16 protein-coding genes are annotated in these 19,328 nt (G+C 58.7%); 6 read left to right on the top strand and 10 right to left on the bottom strand.

What is annotated here, in order from left to right:
* Positions 1-207 precede the first annotated feature (207 nt).
* Positions 208-1,239, bottom strand: a complete 1,032-nt coding sequence (locus tag AC1DA5_RS02385; RefSeq protein ID WP_480289121.1) for a phosphatase PAP2 family protein — start codon at positions 1,237-1,239, stop codon at positions 208-210.
* A 285-nt stretch (positions 1,240-1,524) separates the two neighbouring features.
* Between AC1DA5_RS02385 and AC1DA5_RS02380 the strand changes: the two genes are divergently transcribed.
* From AC1DA5_RS02380 to AC1DA5_RS02355, 6 genes are all read left to right on the top strand, one after another.
* Entirely contained in the window at positions 1,525-1,998 is a 474-nt protein-coding gene (locus AC1DA5_RS02380) for a type III secretion system chaperone family protein (RefSeq protein WP_480289120.1), read from the top strand.
* Positions 1,999-2,000: 2 nt separating this feature from the next.
* The gene (locus tag AC1DA5_RS02375; RefSeq protein WP_480289119.1) at positions 2,001-2,489 is read left to right on the top strand and encodes a YbjN domain-containing protein; all 489 of its coding nucleotides are present in this window, start codon (positions 2,001-2,003) and stop codon (positions 2,487-2,489) included.
* A 70-nt stretch (positions 2,490-2,559) separates the two neighbouring features.
* Positions 2,560-3,015 carry a hypothetical protein gene (locus AC1DA5_RS02370; protein WP_058237451.1) on the top strand — a complete coding sequence of 152 codons (456 nt, stop codon included), beginning with the start codon at positions 2,560-2,562 and terminating at the stop codon, positions 3,013-3,015.
* Positions 3,012-3,491 carry a YbjN domain-containing protein gene (locus AC1DA5_RS02365; RefSeq protein ID WP_480289118.1) on the top strand — a complete coding sequence of 160 codons (480 nt, stop codon included), beginning with the start codon at positions 3,012-3,014 and terminating at the stop codon, positions 3,489-3,491. Before AC1DA5_RS02370 ends, AC1DA5_RS02365 begins: the two co-directional genes overlap by 4 nt.
* The gene (locus AC1DA5_RS02360) at positions 3,484-6,054 is read left to right on the top strand and encodes a DEAD/DEAH box helicase (protein WP_070725263.1); all 2,571 of its coding nucleotides are present in this window, start codon (positions 3,484-3,486) and stop codon (positions 6,052-6,054) included. Before AC1DA5_RS02365 ends, AC1DA5_RS02360 begins: the two co-directional genes overlap by 8 nt.
* 309 nt (positions 6,055-6,363) lie before the next feature.
* Entirely contained in the window at positions 6,364-7,248 is an 885-nt protein-coding gene (locus AC1DA5_RS02355; protein WP_070725266.1) for a hypothetical protein, read from the top strand.
* Here AC1DA5_RS02355 and AC1DA5_RS02350 read toward each other — a convergent pair.
* From AC1DA5_RS02350 to AC1DA5_RS02310, 9 genes are all read right to left on the bottom strand, one after another.
* Positions 7,245-7,913 carry a CDP-alcohol phosphatidyltransferase family protein gene (locus tag AC1DA5_RS02350; protein WP_257590319.1) on the bottom strand — a complete coding sequence of 223 codons (669 nt, stop codon included), beginning with the start codon at positions 7,911-7,913 and terminating at the stop codon, positions 7,245-7,247. The genes AC1DA5_RS02355 and AC1DA5_RS02350 overlap by 4 nt on opposite strands.
* Positions 7,914-8,129: 216 nt before the next feature.
* Complete coding sequence (locus AC1DA5_RS02345) at positions 8,130-8,750, bottom strand: hypothetical protein (RefSeq protein ID WP_070725268.1); 621 nt, start codon at positions 8,748-8,750, stop codon at positions 8,130-8,132.
* Positions 8,751-8,784: 34 nt separating this feature from the next.
* Entirely contained in the window at positions 8,785-11,496 is a 2,712-nt protein-coding gene (locus AC1DA5_RS02340; RefSeq protein ID WP_070725270.1) for a hypothetical protein, read from the bottom strand.
* Between the two features lie 2 nt (positions 11,497-11,498).
* A complete protein-coding gene (locus AC1DA5_RS02335; RefSeq protein ID WP_058237456.1) occupies positions 11,499-11,858 on the bottom strand; it encodes a hypothetical protein in 360 nt (119 codons plus the stop codon).
* A gap of 170 nt (positions 11,859-12,028) precedes the next feature.
* Entirely contained in the window at positions 12,029-12,871 is an 843-nt protein-coding gene (locus AC1DA5_RS02330; RefSeq protein ID WP_058237457.1) for a prephenate dehydratase, read from the bottom strand.
* A 123-nt stretch (positions 12,872-12,994) separates the two neighbouring features.
* Entirely contained in the window at positions 12,995-14,272 is a 1,278-nt protein-coding gene (locus AC1DA5_RS02325; protein WP_058237458.1) for a zinc-binding dehydrogenase, read from the bottom strand.
* 31 nt (positions 14,273-14,303) lie between these two features.
* Positions 14,304-15,344 (bottom strand): SDR family NAD(P)-dependent oxidoreductase, encoded by a 1,041-nt coding sequence (locus AC1DA5_RS02320; protein WP_070725271.1) that lies wholly within the window; start codon positions 15,342-15,344, stop codon positions 14,304-14,306.
* Positions 15,345-15,387: 43 nt separating this feature from the next.
* The gene (locus tag AC1DA5_RS02315) at positions 15,388-16,701 is read right to left on the bottom strand and encodes a PHP domain-containing protein (protein ID WP_070725273.1); all 1,314 of its coding nucleotides are present in this window, start codon (positions 16,699-16,701) and stop codon (positions 15,388-15,390) included.
* A gap of 139 nt (positions 16,702-16,840) precedes the next feature.
* Positions 16,841-19,291, bottom strand: coding sequence for an alpha-ketoacid dehydrogenase subunit alpha/beta (locus AC1DA5_RS02310; protein WP_070725275.1), 2,451 nt, complete (start codon positions 19,289-19,291; stop codon positions 16,841-16,843).
* Positions 19,292-19,328 lie beyond the last annotated feature (37 nt).

The raw sequence follows: 19,328 nt of genomic DNA, 5'->3' as shown, positions 1-19,328 counted from the left end.
CGACGTTGCGTGAACACCATATCTAGTTGCCGTTTTAAATTCCACCCACTAGATGTCGTGGTTCGGCGTGTCGCATGCGTCAGCTATGATTCCCTCGTCGAGCATGGGCCGAAAGTCCCCATCTCGCCCAGTGGGCGTTGCACAGCGTCCCTCTCGTCGGTCACTTTGTGCGTGTTGTCATTGACGAGGGCGACCGCGCCCGCTGTTTCACCGACTGTTGCGAGATTGCGGCTGTGCCCACGACAGGCGGTCCACCTCGCACATTACTGCGCCCGCGACACCACTGAGCATGAACATGACGGCCAGGGCGAGCCACCTGGTGCGCGCCGGGTCACTGGCAACGAACTGTGCGTAACCCATGTCCCACGCGCCCGGCGCAAAGTGCGAGACGATGTCGACGTTGGGCATGAAATACCATGCGATGAGGAGCGCGAAGATGATCGCGCAGCCACAGAAGAAGGACAACATGCGCCGCGCCATCACGCCGTGCCGCCTGCGGTGTTCAACAGGTGCGAGCAGCTGCGCCCATGTGCCGGCCACCAGCACTGCGACCAGAACATCGGAAGGACGATGCCAGCCGTACATGATGACGGTCATGGCCATGAGCGTGGTCCAGATCCACCCGACGTAGGCGGCCGGGGTGCGCACCCATCGAGGCGCCACGATGACCAAGGCGAGCGCGATGGATGCGGCAAACGTTGTGTGGCCGGAGGGCAGTGAGTTTGCGATGTGGATCGACGATCCCAGATCCGGTCGCACGATCAGGAGTTTGACCAGCTGCGTGGTCAGATTTGCCGCAACGACGACGATGACGGCACGCACGGCCAGGTGCCACCGCCTGCGCGCAATCGCAACGGCCGCGACAACGACACACATGACAACGACGGCCTGCCAGGAGGCCAGGTGAACCAGGATGCGGCCCACCGGCGCAACAGTGGGGCGCCACGTGGCCAGCGTTTCCATCAATGCCGTATCCCAGGCCTGCCCAACTGCCGTGAAGACGGCGCCGCGAATCGTCACCACGATCACGACGATATACACCACGGCTGACACAATCCGGCGGAACAGCCGTGCGCTGTATCCATCCGGGCGGGCGGCCCACTGCTGCGCCGGGCGAGATGATGGCCCGATTTGGTCGGGCGCGGACGGCGATGTGGATGAGGCCGGTGGTCCGGCTGCGCGCTGACCAGCACCATCTTCGGGCATCTGCCGCACGTCAGGGCGAGGCTCGTCAGGCATGGCCATCTCGCTTACTCCTCGGTTCGTGTTGAGCATTCCCGATAGAAACTGTATTCCATGATGCGCCAACTTCCGAGCACGGTTTCACGGCCGCGCGCCGCCCAGACGCGCGAGTCACACTCGTCTAGACATGTAGGATCTTGCGGCTCTTCGCAACGAAGTTCTGCCGCCCTCTTTTCCCTCACGTAGGATGAAGAAAATGAGGCCTGGGCACCTCGCTCAGGAAACGGCACGATAAGCGCATATGATGAAAATGCATCGGCAGCTGGCAAGGGAGGGATGAGCGTGTCACCATCACAGACTTCGCCCGTCACATCGACCCGACTGGACCGGACTCTGACGGATCTTCATGTCGATTTCCGCCCCTCCTCAACCGATGACGCAGTGTTCACCAGCCTGGAACAAAACGCGTTCTACTCCTGGGATCTGTCCCACCCTGATTTCTTCCGTATCCGCGCTCACTGGCGCGGTGAAGCTCCTGATGAAGACAGCCGCACCGAACTTGAACTGGTGGCCGCCAAGATCAATCCAGTCGAGTTCAGCCCCAAGCTCTTTATCGTGCCACTGGCTGACGATGAGGGGTACCAGCTCGTAGCCGAGACGACCCTCATCATTGCGGACGGCGTCAGCGACGAACAGCTGACCGGGTTCATCACGCGCTCGGTGGCATCCATTGCTGAAGTTCTGCACGCCCTCGAACGCCAATTGCCGGACATGGTGACCTGGGATGTGGACGCACCGCACGAGGAGGATCGCTGACCGTGTCTGACGTACCTGCAATTCTTCCTGTCGACCTGGATCGCATTGAGCGCGCACTGCGCGACGTGGGCACACATCCGCGTCCCTCCGAGTCCGACCCGACACAGCTTCAGGTCAGACTTGGCAGTGACCTGTTTTTCGTCTCCCTTTCCGAGGGCGACGATCCGTGGCTGACTGTCAGTGCTGCGCGCCTGATCACACGCCTCTTTTCGCGCCAGGCTGGCACGTTAATTGAACGAGCCAACCAGTGGAATGCGCAGCGGGTGACACCCACGGCGTTCGTCCAGACCGATGCTCAGGATCGTTCCTTCGTCTTTACCCGCCTACGCGTCTCAACAGCACACGGCCTGTCAGATGCGCAGCTTCGAACCAATGTCAATGTCGGGCTCAAGGGCGGCAGACAGGCTCTGGACTTCATTGACGGCGTAAGCCAGCCGCCAGCCGCTACGGCCCCGACATCTCAGCGCGCTGAAAGCGATGACGTGTCATAGGGTGTTGGCAATGCCAGTGCGCCCACTTTTCCACGTATCCGCCACTCGTCCTGAGCCAGAGGAGGTCGTCATGGTTGCGTTGTCCCGTCCCATTGATGTCCAGCGCATACGCACATTGCTTGCGGGCAATCACGTGCATTTTGATGACTGGGAAAACAACCAACTCGTCGTTCCCACCCCGAACGCGATTTACCTGTGGGATGCGACGTATCCGAATGTGCTGATCATGCGGGGCATCTGGCGAGGCATCGCACGCAACGACGCTCAGTTCTACGCACTCGAATGTGAAATCGAAGCCTGCAACTCGATGCGCACAGCGCCCAAGGCTTACCTGGCGCCCCTGGAAGATCAGACGAGTTTCGGCCTCCACACCGAATGCGCCATCCTCACGTCAGCAGGTCTGACTGACCAGCAGCTCTCCACGTTCTACGAAACCTCGATGGCGATGACCATGTCGTTCTTCCACGATCTGGAGGCAACACTGCCCGAATTCATTACATGGGAACGCGAGGAGGAGGCACAATGAACACGTCGCTGCATTCAGTGCCTGATTCAGCGGATTCCGAGCGCCCCACACCGGTCAGCCTGGATCGCGTCATCAGCTGCGCCCACGCGTTGACATACGAGCTGGGTGTCCTCGTCAAAGATCAGGCAGCCGGAGTAGTGATCGAGGAGGTTCCTTTCCTCTTCTCCTTCGATGCGAGCGAGCGTTTCCTGTGTGTTCGCGCGGTGTGGGATACCGATGCGCAGCCTGATCGGTGCAAGAAGCAGCTCTTTGCCGCATCCGACTGGTGGAATCGTGAGAAGTTCATTCCCACCGTCTACACGATGAACAGCCCCGATCACCACGTCCAGGTGTGCGCTGACTTTACCGTTGACACGCAGTGCGGCCTCACGGACGCTCAATTGTCCGACAACCTCGCAGCAGGGGTGAGTGCCGGCCTCGAAGCCATCGCCTACATGCGTCAAGCGTTCACCCATACGTCGTGTCCCAATGGCTGATGTCGCAGGTGCCGGTTCGACGAGGGCGCCCTCGTCCCTGAGCGCGGGCATCGACGACCTTCTTGCGATGCTGGAGCGCATTGGTGCGCGTGACGATCGGCTGGTTCACGTTCACAGCATTCCTGCACGACCGGCACGCACCGCACCGTGGCCTGGGTGGATCAACCCCTCCGTCACACACGCAGGCGCTGACCTGGGTATCGAGCACGTGTGGGAGCACCAGCGGCGCGCACTGGACGCCGTGCACGCCGGACAGGACACAGTTGTCGCCACCGGGACTGGCTCCGGGAAGTCTTTGGTCGCATGGGTGCCGATTCTGTCCGATCTGGCCGACCACGCCGCATCCGACAGGCCGGCGCGTATCTCCGAAGTGCACCACCGGCCCACACTGTTGTACCTGTCCCCCACGAAGGCGCTTGCCGCCGACCAGTTGAGCGCACTGCACAAGTGGATCAACACGGCGCAGGGCACGCAGTGGGGAGTGCGCGTGAGTACGGCGGATGGTGATACACCACGCGAGGCGAAGGACTGGGCGCGCGCTCATGCCGACATCGTCTTGACCAATCCTGATTACCTGCATTTCGTCATGCTGCCTGGTCATCAGCGGTGGACACGACTGCTAGCTTCCCTGCGTTACATCGTCATCGATGAGCTGCACTACTGGCGCGGCATGACTGGCTCCCACATTGCCCTGGTCATTCGCCGCCTGCTGCGTATTGCCCGCCACCTGGGTGCGAACCCCACCGTCATCATGTTGTCCGCCACTGTGCGTGACCCTCACGATGTCGCCCGTCAGATGACGGGGCGTGAGGACATCTGCGCCATTACCGAGGACGGCTCACCTGCCGGTGAGCATCAGCTCATACTGTGGCAGCCTGCGTTGCGCCCCGACCCGGACGATATCCCCATTGACGCATTCCTGGACGCGCTGGCTGACAATGAGCCGGTCGTGCTGGAGAAGGCACCGTCCACGTGGCGTATCAGCGCCACGTCCGAGGCTGCCTCGCTCATCGCTGCTTTGGTGGAGCGTGGCGCTCGTCTCCTGGCATTCGTGCGCTCACGCGTGGGAGCTGAAACCCTGGCGGCGCATGTGCGCGACATACTGTCTGCCTCATTGTCTCCGCTGGTTGGGTCCGTTGCCTCCTACCGGGGCGGATATCTGCCTGAAGAGCGCCGAGCATTGGAACGTTCTTTGCGGTCTGGGCAGCTGAGGGCGGTCGCCACGACAAATGCACTGGAACTGGGCATGGACGTGTCCGGACTGGACGCGACCATTACTGTCGGCTGGCCGGGTACGCGCGCATCCTTGTGGCAGCAGGTGGGCCGTGCCGGTCGGGCCGGAGCGCGCGGCCTTTCGATCCTCATCGCCAGCGACAATCCGCTCGACTCCTACATCATCCATCACCCCGACGAACTCACCCGGGAGGTTGAAGCCGCGGTCATTGATCCGCTCAATCCGTGGGTCCTGGCGCCTCACCTGTGTGCCGCCGCTCAGGAGCTGCCGCTGACCGCTGACGATGCCGCTTGCTTCGGTCTGCCTGACGGTGACACCTCTATGTTCGATGACCTGGCTGATCAGGGGCTTTTGGTGCGCCGTCCGGCAGGATGGTACTGGGATGTCACGCGCGGCGACCGCGCAGCTGATCTGACCGATTTACGAGGGGGCGGCGGCGAAGTCCAGATCATCGATCAGGCCACCGGCACCGTCATCGGCACAGTCGACGAGGGGTCCGCCGACGCTCAGGTTTTTCCAGATGCCATCTACCTGCATCAAGGGCGCACCTATCACGTACTGAGCCTGGCACCGCTGTCACCTGGTGACGGCGGACGGGTCGCCCTCGTCGAACCTGTCTCAACGCAGCTGCGCACCCGCGCGAAACAACACGTTGCTGTCTCCATCGTAAGTACATCCCAGGAGTGGCACAGTGCAGATGGCGCGGTCACATGGCACACCGGCGAGGTTGACGTCACCACTAGAGTCACTGACTACGACCTGCTTCGACTTCCGGGCCTGGAATTCATCCGTAACCGCGAGCTGTCGTTGCCGTCCCACACGCTGGAGACTGTAGGCGTGTGGTTCACTCTGGCTCCCGGTGCACTGCGCAGCATTGGCCTGACGCAAGCTGAACTGCCGGGCGCTTTGCATGGCGCTGAGCACGCGATGATTGCACTGCTACCGCTGCTGGCGACCTGTGACCGCTGGGACTTGGGCGGGCTGTCGACCGCGCTGCACGAGGACACTGACGCGCCTACCGTCTTCGTGTTCGATGCCTATCGCGGCGGCGCTGGTTACGCGATGTACGGGTGTGCGCATGCTGCGCGGTGGGTGCAGGCAACTGTGACGCGCCTGCAGGAGTGTCCGTGTTCGGACGGGTGCCCGTCGTGCGTGCAGTCTCCCAAGTGCGGCAACGGCAACGAGCCGCTGTCGAAGGCTGGCGCGATCGCGGTGCTGGAGTTCCTGGCCAGTCACTGCCCACCGGAGGAGGCGGCGCCCTCGGATTCGCCCACGCCGTCTGCTTCTCCCGAAGCTTTGTCTTCCTGCCCCGCGACCGTCCGATCCTGAGTCGAGGATCTCACCACAGGACCAAAATTCACAGGGATTTTTAAGGTTCGCTCAAAGCTATTCCAAGGTAGGGCCCGTAGTGTTGACACCATCGAGCCAACGAGGTTCTATAGCGACTGTTTCAAGGGAGCTGTTTCTCGATTAGACTCGCACTGTGTTGATGGGATGCCTGAGGGGCCGGTCTGCTGACCGGCCCCTCAGTGCGTCTGCACATCGCGTCTGCTTACCTCCAACACTTCAGCCTCGCAGATACGCCACTACCGACGCACCTTTTACCGCGCGAGAGGTCTCGACATGTACTGTGTGTAGGTGCATCTTCTTCTGGGAATCTCTTTCGCCAGCGACATCAGCCTCGACCCGGTGTCCGTGCGCGGAGCTGCAGGTGTCGAACGCACAGGCGACCTGCGGGATCGCCACGTCCGCGAATTCTCCCACGTCATTGATCCCACTCGCCCTGACAATATCCGCGAACTGCAGGTCACGCTGCGTGACTCGGTACGAAAACGCGAACGGCTCTGGCTTTTGATGATGACGCCCACCGATCGCGCGCACTGGGAACAGTGGCTGGCCCCCGACCTGCTCCACGAGCTCGGACCCGTGCAGACCTACGAGGGGCAGCAATGCCAGCCCATCGGCGTAGCCCCGCGTCTGTTAATCCCATTCCTTCTGGAACGAGGCAGACCTGAGGACCTGGCGTTCCTTCACCATGCCCTCACGGGCCTGGATGCACTTTTGGTTTCAGCTTCCACTTACCGCAGCCTCACGCAGGCAGGTATCCGCCTACAACACCGTTTCATGGTCACGCGAATACTGACGAATCCGAAGTTCCTGGCTTACGCGGTTGTGCTGATCTACTCGGCGCTGCGCGTGTTGCCCGTGTCGTATGTGCGCGAATTCCACGGCTCGCTTCTGTTGTTGTGGCTCATCGACCTGACGACGGCGATTCCCTACACGTGGGGCGTGCTCACGATGGTGACGGCCGCGCATTTCCTCAAACGCATGGCAGGACTGGCCGTCACCGTCATCACCTTCGTCGCGCCCTACGTGTACTTCGGGCTCAACGGAAAAGACTACCCCGGGTACGTCATCGTGATCATCGCACTGCTGATTGCCTCTGCTTTCGTGCTCGAAGGTTTCAAGTACTGGCTGGACCGGCGTGCCAATCGCCAGCTCTCCAGCATCGAGCCTGATTAGGACACGTGGCGCTTGGAGGGGCGCCCTCGTACGGTACGTTCTGCGCTGACGACCATCAGCCACACGCCAGCCACGAGCCACACGATCATGAGCCACAGCGGGCGAGCCGGGTACAACCCCACCATCACCGCAGTTGTCACGACCCACAAGGCGGCGGCAGTGGCATTGAAGATGCGCAGGTGAGTGACTCTGAAGGGATGGATCCACTTGAACGGGATAACGGCCAGCACGGTGAAAATCACGACGATCAGCCAGTTGAACCACCAGGGCGTCGCGAACAACCACATGATAATAGCGACGACGTTCCACGCTGCCGGGAACCCTACAAAATACCAGTCCGAGGACTTCATCTTCGTGTTGGCGTAACAGAACATGGATGAGCCGAGGACCAGTGCTGCAGCAAGGATTGGCCATTTGCCCGGCCCGAGCGGAATGTAAAGGAACATGAACACCGCTGGAATGAATGTCCACGTCAGATAGTCCACGACGTTATCCATCATCACGCCAGAGAACCACGGGACCACTTTCGTCACGTCAGCCGCGCGTGACATTGGCCCGTCAACAGCGTCCACAATCAGCGCAATTCCCAGCCACAGCCACATCATCTTGATGTCGCCAGAGCGCAGTGAGTCGACTGCCAGCAGTGCCCAAAGCAGACCGCTCATGGTGAAAGCATGGATGCACCATACGGTCACTCGTCGTTCAATGGACCACTGTGTCTCGTTCACCGCGTGAGTGTCTGCGCTCATGTTTCCCTCGATTGTTGCCTACAACGATGCTGAACGAGACAATACACGAAAAAACTGCTCATTCCGGCGATCGTTGGGCACATCACCTGCGGTGGAGCCAGATGATCGGCTCCGGTTACCTGCGCCGCGCGTTCAGCTCCACGTCACGGTGTCGAGGGCGGCCACGAGTTCGTGCGGCAGCGCCTCGTTCGGCGCACTTCGAAGGGTCATCACCCACATGCCATCAGGTCGAGCCACGTACACAATCATGGTCTCGACAGCACCCTCATCCTCATCCGCAACGAAAGCCAGTCCCGTGGCTTGACAGCCGTCGATACTCCGATCAGGCAATGCCTCAGTGTTGGACACGCGAGAGTTCTCCTGAGCGAGTTTGATTCTGTCTTCTCGCATGTCAGCAGGGTCCGGGATCAGCTCCATCGGATCAGAGCGAGGTTCTTTTGTGTCGATGTCTCCCCAGTCGAAAATGTGGTAGCGCACGACTTCGGCCGTTGCGTTTGAATCCGGATCAGTGGACGCTTCAATCCGATAATCCACTGTCGGATTATCCGGAGTTTCACGGATGACCCACCCGCCGGGCAAGTCAATATTCATGGTGTTGACCTCCTTGGATTGGTCATCATCGGATGATTGCATGCACTGCGTCGAATCCGACATCGATGATTCCGACTGCCCCAACGTAACGTCGCATCCAGTCAAGTGTCCCATTGAAACAAGTCCAATGGTGACCAGTGCATACCGCCACAGTCTCCTCATCTTTCAACAGCCTTCCATGCGATTCAATGAGTCCTTAGTTCCCGCCTTGCGCGTTCTTTTCATTTTGCTGAGTGTCATTGAACACCGAATTGACTTCGTGCTCAATATTCGCAGTATTCTCATTATTGTTGATGAAATTCTGGAAGGCTGTGCGTTGTTCCGGTGAAAGATCCTCGTAGTCTTTCAATGTCCCATCAGAATTGTAATAGTCGTCCAGACCGGCGCCAGAGCGAGTGCTCAAAAAGCTTCCATCAGGCTGTTTGCCCATAACTGGCGCGCCCATGACTTCCGAATCGGCATAACGTGAGTACAACGACTGAGCCATCAAAGTACGCGCAACTTCCTGATCATTAATGCGTGAAGCCTGCGCCAGTTCAGCGTGATTGGTCGGCAGAAATTGGTCAAGAGCCATGTCAGTTCCGGCACCGAGTGCCTGACCCGCGATAAACTGCGTAACTTTGCCGGCGCCGGGAATTTTGCCCGGCAGTCCTGCTGCACCAAGACCCCCCTCAGCGAGCTCTCGCCAGCGTTTGTTGGTTTCGTCAAGCCATTCGGCATGAGCCCCGTCTGCGGCTCCGTGCGCACCGAACAATTGATTGAAACCGGGCGCCCATTTTTGAGCAATGTTTTGTACGCCTGCTGTTGTCGGCGACGAACCATCGACGTCTTCCTGGAACTTCTCAATTGCCGAAAGTCGCAGATTATCAATTGCGGGTCCGCGTCCACCGATGTACGAACCGTCATCCATTTTTACCGGATGATCAAATGCCAAATCAGTCAGCAGGCTCTTCTCACCTAGAAGCGATTTCCTGAGATCTTTAGAGAACGCAAACGATGCCCGATCATCATTCAGACCCATTTCCGCTACGGTGTTTTCAGCACTCGACCCAGAACCGATTTCGAACAGAAGATTATCAACTCGAGGCGCAAGCGCGACGCCAGCCCAGCTTCTCAGTTGACTGTTCATCATGCCGAAGCGATTTTCGCCTTGTGATTCTCCAAAGTCTTTCAGGCCATCTTGATACCCCTGAACAAAGTCCATGGTGATTTGCGCAGACTTCTTCTCACGATCCGCCCATTCTGCATACGCTGGATCGTCGGGAGAGGCGTCAGGCTTGTCAACAAGCATCGTATTTTGCGCAATGACCTCACCAAATGCATCTCCCTGATCAGTCCATCCGCCGAAGATATCAGTAATAGCGCGGTGCCCTGTCAGGTACTCCGTCATCGACATCGCCCGACCGTCAACAGCAAAATCTGTATTACTGGCAAGCAGGTTACGCACACCATCTGCGCGTTCAGTTTCTGCGGCAGACAAAGAATCCGGTGTCCCATCGGCAAAAGAGTCGGGCATATCCATCAATTTCATCATGGAGGTGACAGGATCAAGTGTCCAGCCGTAGGCACCGTAGCTGCCTCCAGGCATGTGCGAGCCAATCCATGAAGAGTACGGGAAAGCGTTTTGTCGCAACTCAGGATGCTCATTATCCCAGGTGATAATGTCGCGAGCTATCGAGTCTTTCCCGTTGTAATCTTCAACGAATCCTCCACCAAGTGAAATGTTTTCATTTTCTGACGCTACGCCGAGCATGTGCCCAACGTATTCATAGCCATAATGAGTTCCAGCCATCCCCGCGAAATTGGGGTCAACAGGTTCTCCGGAAGAGTCGACAAGCGTGTGGCCATACTTCTTCAAGCCATCCAGATTATGCTCCTGAACAGCGGAATAATACTGTCCATCAGATGCCATCAGGCCGTCTTGCACCACATTGAAACTGTTCTGGGCGCTCTGGTATGCAGGATCACCATTCATTCCCCCAGTTGACAGAACCATGGCTGTTCCCAGCGAACGCGTCACATTTTCGATTGCTTTATCGAAATCGGTGTCAATTTCATGAGTCCCTGGATCAACAATCTGTCCCTTGAAATCCCCCATCCTCGCCACAAACCGGGCCATATCCTCAGGAGGTACCCGTTCGGCCAGCGCATTGGCAAAGAACGGGTTATCCAGATCGTCGGCGTATTTCTTATTGAATTCCTTGATGTTTTCAATGAGATCCGGGGAAGACATATCAAGAAGATCAGCAGCGTCGTCCGCTATGCCCTGACAGTATTCCCATTCGGCCTGGCCATCTACCAGCGGCATGTCGTCGAATAGGCTCTTTCCTATCGAGTCTCGCCCACCCTTGCGATCAGCAGCCGATACGATTGAATTGATTGATCCGGTTAAAGCGGACGCAGTAGCTGACGCCTCACTATCCAGTCTTTCCATCTCATTTTTATATGATTCTCTCAGACGAGTCTGCTGAATATCTTTTGACTCAATGATCTCTCCATGGCTCCGGCTGTACTCAAGACGATCCATCGGATTGTTTGTGTTTTGTCGGGCGTCTCTGTCGGCATTGAGCGCGTTGATTCTCTGCGTAGCTTCTGCTTCAGCGTCATCCCATTCCTGCTGCCACCGCTCAACCTTGCGGATGGCTTCGCCTACAGTGTGAGCCCAGTCCCGTAGTGAATTCACAGGATTTGAAAATGATTTAGCCAATGTGGAGACGTGTGTCGACAGTGATTGAGCTTCCGAACAGTACTTTTGAGCAGCCTGGCCTTCCCAGCCCGGCACCTGATCTGCTCCAGATGCGATTTGGGTGTTCGCGATACGTTTACTCACCATCTCGAAATCGTCGGCATACGCGTTCGCGCCTGCCTGGATATCAGGCGGGGTGGGCAGTTCGTCAGCACCAGCCATAGTCAGCCTCCCAACCTCTCACTCAGCACTGCGATACCTTCGCGGACATCTCGTATGAAGAGATTTCCATTCGCCGCTTCAGTTTTGTCATAGTTGGCAATTGCTTTTTCCTGACCTGATCCCAGAACAGCGCAGGCATCCGAGAATTCAAAGATCACGTCCTTCATGCCATCGCGATAGTTCCTCACTGCATCGCGCAGGGATTGAACACCTTCGTTCGGGCCTTCTGGCAGATTCTTCGCAATTCCCACTATGGAAATCTGTCTGGCAACAGCACCGATTCTCCCGAATTCTTCAGAATCGGTCCAATCTTTCTTCGCGCTCACACCAACGGCAGCGCGGTCGAATTCCAAGTCAGCCATCGAACTGTCAATCTCTCGTCTCGGAGGAACTCAGGCGTTACTACATTAAATGGAGAATTGACTGTCAGTCAATAGTTCTGACTATTTTCTTTTCATGTTCCTCGCCGATCATGAAAAGGAAAGGTTACAAGGCACAGATGAAGGACCGAGACAGCCGCAACGATAGGGAACTACGCCAGTTCCTCGCGGTAGGGGTCCGCCGGGTAGCAGCCCATGACTTTCATGTCCGCGACGTAGAAGTGCAATTCATCGAGGGCACGCTTGACGTTTGGATCCTCCATGTGCCCATCGAGGTCGACATAAAACTGCGTGGCGCAGAAAGAGCCCCCCAGCTGGTAGCTTTCCAGCTTTGTCATGTTCACCGAGTTCGTCGCGAATCCGCCCAGGCATTTGTACAGCGCGGCAGGCACGTTCTTGGTGCGAAACAGAACCGTTGTGATGGCTGGCCGTGTCTGGCTCACCTCTGGCTTGGGCGACAGGACAAGGAATCGCGTCGCATTGTTGTCGTTGTCTTCGACATGGCTTTGCAGCACCGCCAGATCGAATTTGTCTGCAATTCCGGAGGGAGCCAATGCCGCTACGGATCGGTTCCCCATCATCGCAACTTCACGCGCAGCCCCTGCCGTATCGGCACTGATGTGGCGCGTCCACTTCCAGTTGGCAAACAGTTTCGTACACTGGCCGAATGCGTGGACGTGGGAGCGCACGGAGCGGATCGACTCCAGTGTCGCACCCTGGGGTGCCACCAGATCGAAGTGGATCGGCAGAAACAGTTCACGGGTGATGTACAGGCCAGAGTTGGGCAGCAGCTGGTGCGGGTCTGCGACGCGACCGGCCGAGGAGTTTTCCACCGGTATTACTGCTACATCAGCTGCCTGGTCGTGCACTGCATCGAAAGCGGCGGTAAACGTCTCGCAGGGCGCAATCGTTGCGTCCGGAAAGAGTTGGAGAGCACCCACTTCGGAATTCGATCCGGCCTCTCCCTGTATCGCAACTGTCATCCCGCGTGTCATGAAAATTAGGCTATCAGGGCGGCAGCGTTCTTCTCACATCGTGTGAGCAGGATCTACAGAAGCGATTATGGGTCGCCCTCGTCCATCACAATGAACGAGGGCGACCCATGACGCGCGACGATGCTACTCGTCAATCGACGGCGCGTGCTCCAGGAGGTATTCTTCAGCCTGCTTGTTCCACAGACCGTTGTTCGCCTTGCACAGGCGATCCAGCTCCGCATAGAACGGATCCGTCTTGCCGCGCTCAGCGAAATCGTCAATTGCGACCAGATCCAGCCTCTTGTGGGTGTAGATCAGCTTCTTGCCACCGGGAATGTTCGGCAGATTCAGCGTCGTTTCCTCGACCACGTTCAGACCACCGATGTGGGTGACCAGGACGGCCGGGTTCAGCTTGCCTGATTCAAACATATCGATCGCATCAGCGACGTCCTCGTACGTGCCACCGGTTGTGGCCACGTAGTGGTGACCTGAGTAGTGGATATCGTAGAAGTTGATCGTCGCCTCAAAATCGTTACGCGGCGGGCCGGCGAAGAAGTTCATGCAGCCTTCGCGAGCCAGCAGCTTCGAGCCGAGCTCCACGACCGGACGCACCGGAGCGAACACGAAGACGTCATCAAACAGTTCGCCCTCGTTGATCTTTGTCAGCTCCGCGACCGGATCCTCCATGTCGCCGGTGTTGACGTAGTGAAGCTCGATGCCGTTCTTCTTCGCATCTTCAACGGTCAGCAGCGCGGCTGCACGATCGAGGCGATCCTGTGCAATGTCGGTGACGACGATACGGCGCGGCTTGCGCTCCTGATGCAGTGCCACGTCCAGGCCGGCCAGTCCCATCGGGCCGACGGATGCGAGCATGGCCAGTGTGCCGCCCTCGCGAATACCCATGTAGTGCGTGTAGTCGTTCGGCTTCATGTGGTACTGCGCCTTGAATGCGCCGATGACGCACGAGTACGGCTCGGTCAGGGAGCCAGTGAAGAAGCTGTCTTCCTTGTATTCGAACAGGCAGTTGGACTCCATGACCTCGCTGGGGATCACGACGTAGGTCGCGTCGCCGCCGATGTACTGGTAGGAGTATCCCGGTGCCCACAGTGTTCCCTTGTAGTTCAGGGCGGGCTGAATGGCGAACTTCATGCCGGGTGTGAACTGGTCAGCCCACTTGGAGCCGACCTTCTTGATCGTTCCGCAGAATTCGTGCCCGACCATTGTCGGGGTTTCCGCCAGCGATCCGCGCACGCGTTTGTGCGCCTCGCCCTGGTGCGCGAGCTTGTTGGTGGACATGCAGATCGAGTCTGACGTGACTTCAGCGAGGATTTCGTCCTCACCGATTTCAGGCAGGTCGAACGTTTCCAGGCGGAGGTCCTCCACTCCGTGGATACGCACTGCAGTTGTTGTCTGAGTGGACATTGAAATGTGTTCCTTTCGGCCTGTGGCCCTGTTAATTCATCATGACCTGACCGCCGGTGACGGGCACCGCCTGGCCAGTTTCATAGGCTTGCTCAACGATGTAGTAGATGGCGCGCAAAACGTCGATGCCCTGTGCGCCGCGATGCATCGGCACCTTCGCTTCGTAGTATTCCTTCACATCGGCAACGGTCTTTGCGCCTGGTACCTTCCCTGAGTTGAGGTACTGGACGAACAGTCCGCGATCAGGGTCTGACCACAGTGGTCCGTCGAGGAAGTTGCCCGGGCACACAGCGTTGACTTTGATGCCGTGGGCGACCAGTTCGAGGGCGAAGGACTGCACCAGTCCGAGGCCACCGAACTTCGACCCGGCATAGGCGGCGTTCTTGTTGGATCCTTCCAGGCCGGACTTGGAGTTGACCTGGATGATGTCAGTCAGCCACTGGGGTGCAGCCTTGTGCTGGCGGGCCAGAAGATTGCCGCACGCCTGAGTGACCAGGAAGAACGCAATGTAGTTGATGTTCGTGGACAGGCGGAATGCGGACGGGTCCTGCGTCAGGACGCTTCCAGCGCGCACGATTCCGGCGTTGGAGACCACCAGGTCAAGCCCGCCGGCCACGCGCTCAATTTCCTCAGCCATCGCTGCCACTGATTCCTCGTTGGACACGTCTACCGTGATCGGCCATGCGTGTTCGCCGAGTTCTTCGGCCTTGGCGCGGGCGCCTTCTTCGTTGAGGTCAGCAATGAAAACGAAGCAGCCCTGGTCGATCAGACCGCGTGCGATTTCAGCACCGAAGCCCTGCGCGCCGCCCGTTACGACGGCAATCCTGCCGGAGATCTCGCGTTCACCGCGTTTACCTGTTTCGGTGACCTCGAAGATGTCCTCTCCGCATCTGACGGTGACCGGTAGGTTCACGCCGCCCAGAAGCTCGTTCACCTCCGAGTCATTCATCTGGATCAGGCTGTCTTCGTCTGCAGGCAGCGTGATCGTTGCTTCCTTGTCGCTGCGGCTGACCAGAATTGGTCGACCTAGTGCGCGCAGAAACACTCCGCGCACGATAGGTGCAACGCTCATCTTTCATTCCTCCACATCACTTGGGTCTTGGGTAAGCCTGTGATCACGCCGTCAGGCGTGAAGCTATGTCCTCGGCGGGCGTCCCGTCGGCGTATTCGCGGCCAAGCGGCGCGTATTGTTCGATGCGGGCCGCCAGGTCCTGCGGGCTCAGTCGACCTGATCCCAGCAGGTGCAGCTGCGGGTCCACACTGGTGAGTGCTTCGTGCGCCACGAGTGCCCAGGTCGCCTGGTTGAGTCCGGCAAATTCCTCTCTGCGCAGCTCAGGGCAGTTGAAGGATTGGCGCGGCTGGTTGATGTCCACACCGGAGATTTCCAGCATGCCGTGCTGCGTGGCCAGTTCATGAATCCGGGCAAGCTGCTCATCGGTGTTGCGTGGCGGCATGTAGGTCACTGCCCTGAACCCGCGTTCCTCCAAAGCTTCGAACAGCTCATCAAGGAAGGAGTCTTCAAACTTCTCCGCCTTCTTGTCTCCTGTCGGTGAGGCTGACACGTCTCCCAGGTAAGCGTAGGTCGCGATCGCGCCGATCGAATCAGCAAAGGCGACGACCTCGCGGGCGGTCGGGCATTCCTCGTGAGAAGGCTGAATGTAGATCTGCTGCAGGTATTCAGATTTGAGCAGGCCGAGCAGGTCGTACATCAGGTACGGATTGGCCTCGTCTCCCAGTCGATCGACGAGGGGGGCCGGCACCTCCACATTCATGGTCGCCAAGCCGTCAAGCAGAGCCTGTCCCCTGCCGAAACCGTTGATCAGTGCGCGCGCCATCGCTGCAAGCAAGTGGCGTTCCGTGATTCCGCCGCCGTTGGCATATTGGGAGTGATCCACCATGTCGCGCTGTGGATCGAAGGGAGTCAGATTCAGGCCGGCCAAAATCTTGTTGGCACGTTCGGCCATTTCGAGGGTGCGCTGCAGGCGTGCCACTCGCTTGGGTGCAAGCCACTGATCGGCCTTTTCACGGGACGGCGCCGGAACTCCCTGGACGGTCAGGTAGGCCATACCCGCTGAATCGGGGTTGTTGAGTTTGCGCGATGCAAACGGGCCGTCGGGCGTATCGTCGAAGAACGCGCGGATTTCAAAGCCGGTCACCGAACCCATCGACAGGATACGGCAAGCCTCGCTCATTTCCGGGGCGGCAGCGATCGAGTCGTGGTCAACGGACCCAACAACCCGCAGCCCTGCCTGCCTGGCTCGCAGTGCAGCATGGGTCGGTGTGTACGGGCTGAAGGAGTAGCACGTGTGGATGTGGTTGTTGGATTCTGGCGCCCACGCAGGGAACGTGAAGTGTGCGGCGCCCTCACGCAAAGCATCGAGGCGTTCACTCTGAGTGAGGCTGACATCGTTAGTAACTGGAACGCTCATATTTCCTCTGCTGGGTTCGTTGTCGGCCAGGTGCTCACGGCATCGCTCAGTGAGCACCGTGGCCGTTGGATATGTTGTGGCTGCGAGTGGGATACGGCGGTGAGGCGGCAGCAGCCTTTTTGCCGCCTCACCGCATGTCTCAGATTCCGAGGCGGTTACGACGTGCCAGTTCACCCTCAGTCTGGTTGGTGGTGGGGGTGTGTCCCGGCAGTGGAACAATGCGCTCGTGAATGGCATCGATTATCCATTCAGGCTGCGGGAAGAAGGTCTTTTCCAGCTCAGCAGCCGGGATCACGGTGTTGCGCGATCCCACGATGGTCACCGGTGCGTCGAGTGCGTCGAAGGCCAGTGACTGCACGTTCTGTGCGACGTCCTGCAGCACCGAGCCGCGTTCACACGCGTCCGAGCTCAGCAGCAGGCGGCCTGTCTTCTTCACTGATTCGATCAGCTTGTCGTAGTTCAGCGGGCAGACGAAGCGCAGGTCGATGACCTCAGCGGACATGCCGTACTTTTCTTCCAGAATGTCGGCTGCTTCAAGCGCACGGTAGAGCGTTGCGCCCAGGGTTGCAATCGTGATGTCCTTGCCTTCGCGGCGGATGGCGGGCTCACCTTCAGGTGTTTCGTAGTAGCCCTCGGGCACGCCCCCCTCTTCGAAGTCTTCGCCCTTGTCATACAGCTGCTGGGATTCGAAGAAGACCACGGGATCCGTGCCGTGCAACGCCAGATTCAACATGCCCTTTGCGTCGGTTGGCGTGGCCGGGAAGTATACCTTCAGGCCAGGAATGTGAGCGGTCAGAGCTGTCCAGTCCTGTGAGTGCTGCGCACCGTACTTGTTGCCGACAGACACGCGCAGCACCAGTGGCATCTTGATCAGGCCCGCGGCCATTGCCTGCCACTTGGCCATCTGGTTGAACACTTCGTCACCGGAGCGGCCCAGGAAGTCGCAGTACATGAGTTCTGCAACAGCGCGGCCACCACAGATCGCGTACCCAACACCGGCACCGACAATCGCTGCTTCCGAAATCGGCGAGTTGAACAGGCGACGGTACGGCAGTGCTTCGGTCAGGCCACGGTAGACGGCGAATGCGCCACCCCAGTCGCGGTTCTCTTCGCCCCATGCCGCCATCGTCGGATCGACGGAGAAGCGATGAATCATGGCTTCGAACAGGGCGTCACGGAACTGGAACATCTTCATCTTCGAGACGGGCTTGCCGTTCTCGTCGCGCGAAGAGCGGATCTTCTTGGACAAAGCCTTGATACGCGGGTTGTCCTCGAGGGTGATTTCAGATTCGCCCTCCTCCATCGCTTCGGTCGGCGTGTTGGAGAACATGGCGTTTTCGACGTACTCGGGTCCCACACGCGGGCACTTCTCATCGTCGGATGCCAGCACCAGCACCTTGGTGAGCTTCTCGGTGAACTTCGCGGAGAAGTCATCGATGTCGCCCTGGGAGACCAGGTCGTTGGAGATGAGCAGCTCAGAGTATGTCTTGATGCAGTCGACTTCCTCCCACAGATCCACTTCAGCCTTGTCACGATAGCTGGAGGCGTCGGACGGGGAGTGGCCTGAGAAGCGGTAGGTCAGGGTGTCCATGAGGACAGGTCCGCGACCTTCTTCCAGGATCTTCTTCTTGCGCGTGACGGCATCTGCAACGGCCAGCGGGTTAATGCCGTCGACGCGTTCGGCGTGCATGGCTTCGGGGTTGACACCTGCGCCAACGCGAGCCAAAACGTCGTATCCCATTGTTTCGCCGGAGGTCTGGCCGCCCATTCCGTAGAAGTTGTTGAAGAAGTTGTACATGATCGGCGGGTTGCCGCCGTCTTCTTCGCGCCACAGCGTGCGGTACTGATCCATCGATGCCAGCTGGATGGCTTCCCATACCGGGCCACAGCCCAGGGCTGCGTCACCGACGTTGGCCACCACGATGCCGGGCTTACGGTTAATGCGCTTGTAGAGCGCTGCGCCCGTGGCAATGGGTGCCGAGCCGCCAACAATGGCGTTGTTCGGCATGGAACCGAAAGGCTGGAAGAAGGCGTGCATCGAGCCGCCCATGCCGCGGTTGAAGCCTGCCTTACGGGCGAAGATCTCCGCCAGCGTGCCGAACAGGATGAAGTTTTCGGACAGCTCACGCAGGTTCTCGTACCCGATTTCTTCGGCCAGTCCCAGCGTTTCACCGTCGAGGAAGCCCTTCATAACTGCTTCCAGATCAGCGTCCTCGTACTGGCGTGCAGCTGAGAAGGACTTGGACAGGATCTCACCGTGTGAGCGGTGAGAGCCGAAGATGAAATCGTCGGGGGTCAGCACAAAGGACTGGCCGACGTATGCGGCTTCCTGACCGATTCCCAGGTGGGCGGGGCCACGGTGGTTGTATTCCACGCCCTGCCATCCGCCGGTCTTCTTGATGGAATCAAGCATGGATTCAAATGTGCGCACCGCGATCATGTCGTGGAGCATCTGCACCATGCCATCTTTGCCGTATCGGCCGACCTCGGTGTCAAGGTCGAACGTGTATTGGTTGATCGGAATATCTGGAATGGTGATCTTTCCGGACGCGCGGACCTTCGCCGGGTCAACTGTCAGTGACTTCGTCATGTTCTTTCTTTCGCCTACTTCTAATCAGTTATGTCGG

The sequence above is a fragment of the Pauljensenia sp. C0254C2 genome (genome assembly GCF_056583835.1).
The sequence above is the reverse complement of the archived record's forward strand: the minus strand, read 5'-3'. Positions and strand labels throughout refer to the sequence as shown.

What these genes read in the sequence shown, in the direction of transcription:
- AC1DA5_RS02325 (WP_058237458.1), bottom strand. Translation starts at nt 14,272, where the DNA reads ATGTCCACTCAGACAACAACTGCAGTGCGTATCCACGGAGTGGAGGAC.
- AC1DA5_RS02315 (WP_070725273.1), bottom strand. Translation starts at nt 16,701, where the DNA reads ATGAGCGTTCCAGTTACTAACGATGTCAGCCTCACTCAGAGTGAACGC.
- AC1DA5_RS02335 (WP_058237456.1), bottom strand. Translation starts at nt 11,858, where the DNA reads ATGGCTGACTTGGAATTCGACCGCGCTGCCGTTGGTGTGAGCGCGAAG.
- AC1DA5_RS02340 (WP_070725270.1), bottom strand. Translation starts at nt 11,496, where the DNA reads ATGGCTGGTGCTGACGAACTGCCCACCCCGCCTGATATCCAGGCAGGC.
- AC1DA5_RS02365 (WP_480289118.1), top strand. Translation starts at nt 3,012, where the DNA reads ATGAACACGTCGCTGCATTCAGTGCCTGATTCAGCGGATTCCGAGCGC.
- AC1DA5_RS02370 (WP_058237451.1), top strand. Translation starts at nt 2,560, where the DNA reads ATGGTTGCGTTGTCCCGTCCCATTGATGTCCAGCGCATACGCACATTG.
- AC1DA5_RS02330 (WP_058237457.1), bottom strand. Translation starts at nt 12,871, where the DNA reads ATGACACGCGGGATGACAGTTGCGATACAGGGAGAGGCCGGATCGAAT.
- AC1DA5_RS02320 (WP_070725271.1), bottom strand. Translation starts at nt 15,344, where the DNA reads ATGAGCGTTGCACCTATCGTGCGCGGAGTGTTTCTGCGCGCACTAGGT.
- AC1DA5_RS02360 (WP_070725263.1), top strand. Translation starts at nt 3,484, where the DNA reads ATGGCTGATGTCGCAGGTGCCGGTTCGACGAGGGCGCCCTCGTCCCTG.
- AC1DA5_RS02350 (WP_257590319.1), bottom strand. Translation starts at nt 7,913, where the DNA reads ATGAGCGGTCTGCTTTGGGCACTGCTGGCAGTCGACTCACTGCGCTCT.
- AC1DA5_RS02345 (WP_070725268.1), bottom strand. Translation starts at nt 8,750, where the DNA reads ATGAGGAGACTGTGGCGGTATGCACTGGTCACCATTGGACTTGTTTCA.
- AC1DA5_RS02385 (WP_480289121.1), bottom strand. Translation starts at nt 1,239, where the DNA reads ATGCCTGACGAGCCTCGCCCTGACGTGCGGCAGATGCCCGAAGATGGT.
- AC1DA5_RS02310 (WP_070725275.1), bottom strand. Translation starts at nt 19,291, where the DNA reads ATGACGAAGTCACTGACAGTTGACCCGGCGAAGGTCCGCGCGTCCGGA.